This window comes from Pseudomonas sp. AU12215 (assembly GCF_001675465.2).
GTDB lineage: Bacteria > Pseudomonadota > Gammaproteobacteria > Pseudomonadales > Pseudomonadaceae > Pseudomonas > Pseudomonas nitroreducens.
The window spans coordinates 1-3,538 of record NZ_MACM02000088.1; the positions used below are offsets into that span (position 1 = coordinate 1).

The 3,538-nt window shown below is 54.3% G+C and carries 5 protein-coding genes; 2 read left to right on the forward strand and 3 right to left on the reverse strand.

Annotation, left to right across the window (positions count from 1 at the left end; translation table 11 throughout):
* Window positions 1-334: 334 nt before the first annotated feature.
* Window positions 335-985, reverse strand: coding sequence for an HNH endonuclease (locus tag A9513_RS36770; protein WP_367652089.1), 651 nt, complete (start codon window positions 983-985; stop codon window positions 335-337).
* Window positions 986-1,127: 142 nt separating this feature from the next.
* On the opposite strand from A9513_RS36770, the gene A9513_RS14500 reads away from it, so the two are divergent.
* Window positions 1,128-1,490 (forward strand): hypothetical protein, encoded by a 363-nt coding sequence (locus tag A9513_RS14500; RefSeq protein WP_043157651.1) that lies wholly within the window; start codon window positions 1,128-1,130, stop codon window positions 1,488-1,490.
* Between the two features lie 6 nt (window positions 1,491-1,496).
* Window positions 1,497-2,567, forward strand: a complete 1,071-nt coding sequence (locus A9513_RS14505; RefSeq protein ID WP_079392154.1) for a DNA cytosine methyltransferase — start codon at window positions 1,497-1,499, stop codon at window positions 2,565-2,567.
* Here A9513_RS14505 and A9513_RS34935 read toward each other — a convergent pair.
* Together A9513_RS34935 and A9513_RS36775 are read right to left on the reverse strand one after the other, a co-directional pair.
* On the reverse strand, window positions 2,512-2,946 hold the full coding sequence (locus A9513_RS34935) for a very short patch repair endonuclease (RefSeq protein WP_079392153.1): 435 nt from the start codon (window positions 2,944-2,946) through the stop codon (window positions 2,512-2,514). The two genes, A9513_RS14505 and A9513_RS34935, sit on opposite strands and share 56 nt — an antisense overlap.
* Before the next feature lie 101 nt (window positions 2,947-3,047).
* A complete protein-coding gene (locus A9513_RS36775; RefSeq protein WP_083196127.1) occupies window positions 3,048-3,245 on the reverse strand; it encodes an HNH endonuclease in 198 nt (65 codons plus the stop codon).
* Window positions 3,246-3,538: the final 293 nt, after the last annotated feature.

The following is a 3,538-nucleotide window of genomic DNA, read 5'->3' on the forward strand; positions in this document are numbered from 1 at the left end:
GATCGTGACGCGCTCTGTGGCGCTGAGTTCGTGATAGGACATGGGGCAACACCTTACCGAAATGGTCGGGTGTTGCACTCAGTTTTTGCGGCCGCCCACTCCGACGCCCGAAGCCAAATTTCTAAAAATGAAGGCCGCCAGGACTATCTTTCCAGTACCTCAGTACAGCAAGCGGCTCCACCATGTCCGTTAAAAACGGCCTCTCGGAATCCACTCCGACAATCGGAAGAGTCTACTTGCCTATAGCGCGAGCAGGATGAAAGAACTCATGCGCGTCCCCTTCCATATGAAATCATCCATACTGGTCGCATAAACAAATGGCGAAAGGTCGGATTTACTGGTCAGTAGCGAATGCAGCACCCAGGATCTGACCATAGACAGTCTGATAGAAATGCTCTGACATGCTCCGCCATATGGAGTGCGCAAAATGTATGCGACTCGTCTCCCCTGCCTGTACGGCCTGAAGAAGCGGCTCGTATCCCTGCATCGCTATGAAGTACTCCAACATCCGGTCGCTGATGAAATAGAAGCGCTCCTTATCGAGCCCTCGGTCGTCAGCATCGACATCAAGGCGACCGTAGAGATAAGCCATTTCATCCTGGTCGTCACCACCGCGTTCGTTGAGCGGCTCTCTATCGAGAGGCCGCCCATTGAACTGGACGTGCAAGGATTTATGGCATGTTCGGCAAAGAGTGATTCCGTTGCCCAGCTCGTACTTACCATCCGGAAAAGTGGCACGACGAAAAATATGATGCGCCTGGATACCTTGCGAAGACTCGCAATGCACGCATCGATAGCCATCTCGCATCCGGACGAAGCGCCCCCACAGAGTCAAGCACCACCGCATCGAACGCTCCGCATTGACAGCCCGATCCAATGCAACTCTCGCAGCCTCTAAACGACTAATATCTGGACGGATGCCCTGGAATCTCTCTCTCGGGAACAACATGGCACGCTCACTTGCAGCTATCACTGCAGAGACCATCCTGTCGATGGAGGACGGCTTCACTAGCACCCTAGCGGCCTCAATGGCACTTAGCCACCAAGCAGCGATCGCAACCTGACAATTGACGTGACGCGCCACGTGATCGATGATCTCGCACAACCGATGCCAAGGATGACTAGAAATGTACTGGATCGAGATCTGCACCGACGGCAGCTACGTGATGGATGGCCAAGAATTTCCCCTTCTGTCCGAGGGTATCGAAGAGCTTGAGAGCAACGACGGCGAGCGTTCCGGCAACGATTGGGTGAAGTACTCCACCCCGTTCGAGCTTGAAACCGAGCACGGTGTTTTCGTTTGGGAAGTCCAGCTCATTGAGTATCTCGAGCCAGGTGTCGTCAGTCTATTGGGTTATCAGATCACCGAATATCCGGCTCATGTCTTCCTGAAAGACGAAGTCATGTTCCGCATCCAGGATGGATGGGCTTACCCGACAGAACCGACACTCGACTTGAAACCTCGAGTGACTAAAATGCGCCTCGCTTGAAAGAAGATTCACCCTATGATTGATGCAGTTGACCTCTTTTGTGGCGCTGGCGGCCTTACCGCTGGCATGCGTAATGCCGGTATCGACGTCCACGCCGGCTACGACATCGAGGCCCAGTGCAAGCACGCCTACGAAGTCAACAATGATGCAGTATTCGTGGCCAAAGACGTCAAGAAACTCACCAAGAGGGAATTGAGCGCCTGGTACCCGAGAGTCGAAGGCCGTTACCGCTTGCTTGCTGGCTGCGCGCCCTGCCAACCCTTCTCCACCTACAACCAAGGGCGGGACACCAGCAGTGATAGCAAGTGGCCACTACTCTATCATTTTGCGCGCCTGATCCGGCAGGTCAAGCCGGAGCTGGTCACGATGGAAAACGTACCAGACGTGACCAAGCACAAGGTCTATGGCGACTTCGTGAAAAACCTTGAGCGGCAGGGCTATAAAGTGTGGGCCAACCGTGTGGCTTGCGTTGAATACGGTCTACCTCAGCACCGGCGTCGCCATGTATTGCTGGCATCGAGGCTCGGTCCGATCAAACTCATTGAGCCCACTCACCGTGATGCACCTGTCAGCGTCATGGAAATGATCGGTGATTTACCCCGAATCGCAGCAGGTGATTGCGACCCGGATGATCCGATGCATCGCGCCGCTACGCTGACCCCGATCAATCTCCAGCGAATCCTGCACTCTCGTGAAGGAGGTACATGGCGGGATTGGCCACCGCACCTCGTCGCAGAATGCCACCGCAAGGCCAGCGGCAAAACCTACCCCAGTGTCTATGGCCGAATGAAGAGAGATGAGCCGAGCCCCACGATGACCACACTCTGCTATGGCTTTGGTAATGGTCGATTTGGCCATTACGAGCAGGCCCGCGCATTGTCTCTTCGAGAAGCGGCGATCTTGCAGTCCTTCCCCAGGGATTATGAGTTCATGCCGCCGAAAGACATCACGTTCAAAGCAGTGGGTCGGATGATTGGCAATGCCGTACCGGTCCGACTGGGTGAAGTGATCGGTGAAAGTCTCATGCGCCATGTCGAGAGGTACGAGCAGAACCGGCGCCAGGAAATTCCCGCCTGATTCGCCCCTCAAGCTCTGCAGGCTTGCGAGTTTCGCATTCCCAGATCACCAATACACGCCAGCCCAGCTCTCGTAGCTGGGCTTCTTTTTTTGCATCACGCTGAACGTTTGCCCCAAACTTGGGAAGCCAGTATTCCTGCCTAGTCTTCGGCGTGCTCGCGTAGCGGCAGCCAGGATGTCGATGCCAGAAACACCCATGCACGAAGACCACCGTCCGAAATCGCGGCAGGACTATGTCCGGCGAACCCGGGAGATCTCGTCGATGCAGACGGAACCTGAGCCCCAGAGCATGCAACGCTTGGCGAACGATGATCTCCGGCCCAGTGTGGGCACGCTTGACCGCGCGCATGATGTCACCTCGCAACGCCATACCTCCCATTATCGAAGTATCCGCTAACCACAAGCCTCTCTGGTTAACTAATCAAGCTTTACTTCAAGCACACCCCTTAATAAATCAACCGCCCTAAATTCATTTGAAACTCACGTGTACCACGCTTCGTATCTACTAGATGTTTTAACCAGCTTTCGGCCTTTGACGAGGTTGCACGCATCACAGAGAAGCTGCATGTTCGTTACATCGTTAATCCCTCCCTCCGCAAGGGGAACGATATGGTCGAAATGTTTTGGGGTAGCTATTGTCACCAACCCGCTCAGGTCTTTGTTACATGACGCACACATTCCGCGATCACGGAAAAATACAGCTCTTCTTACCCACTCAGGGATATGAGCACGGGTTGGTACGCCATCCTTCACCAATAGCGCAGAGTGCTCAGGCTCCAAGTCAGCCTTCTCTATACCCTGAACTACGCCTGACACATAGGCATTTAGCTTGGCAAGCAGAGCCCTGTTGCCGAAGAGAATAAAGAATACCTCGGCGGTTGCAGAAGCTGAGTGCAACACGGTTACTGGATTGAAGCAGGTGCATCATGCTGCAACGCCACTACCTCTGTCATGACCTCAATCGGGCATTT

Bases quoted from the DNA above. Each gene is read 5' to 3' on its own strand.
- A9513_RS36770 (WP_367652089.1), bottom strand. From the start codon at position 985: ATGGTCTCTGCAGTGATAGCTGCAAGTGAGCGTGCCATGTTGTTCCCG.
- A9513_RS14500 (WP_043157651.1), top strand. From the start codon at position 1,128: ATGTACTGGATCGAGATCTGCACCGACGGCAGCTACGTGATGGATGGC.
- A9513_RS34935 (WP_079392153.1), bottom strand. From the start codon at position 2,946: ATGGGAGGTATGGCGTTGCGAGGTGACATCATGCGCGCGGTCAAGCGT.
- A9513_RS36775 (WP_083196127.1), bottom strand. From the start codon at position 3,245: ATGTGTGCGTCATGTAACAAAGACCTGAGCGGGTTGGTGACAATAGCT.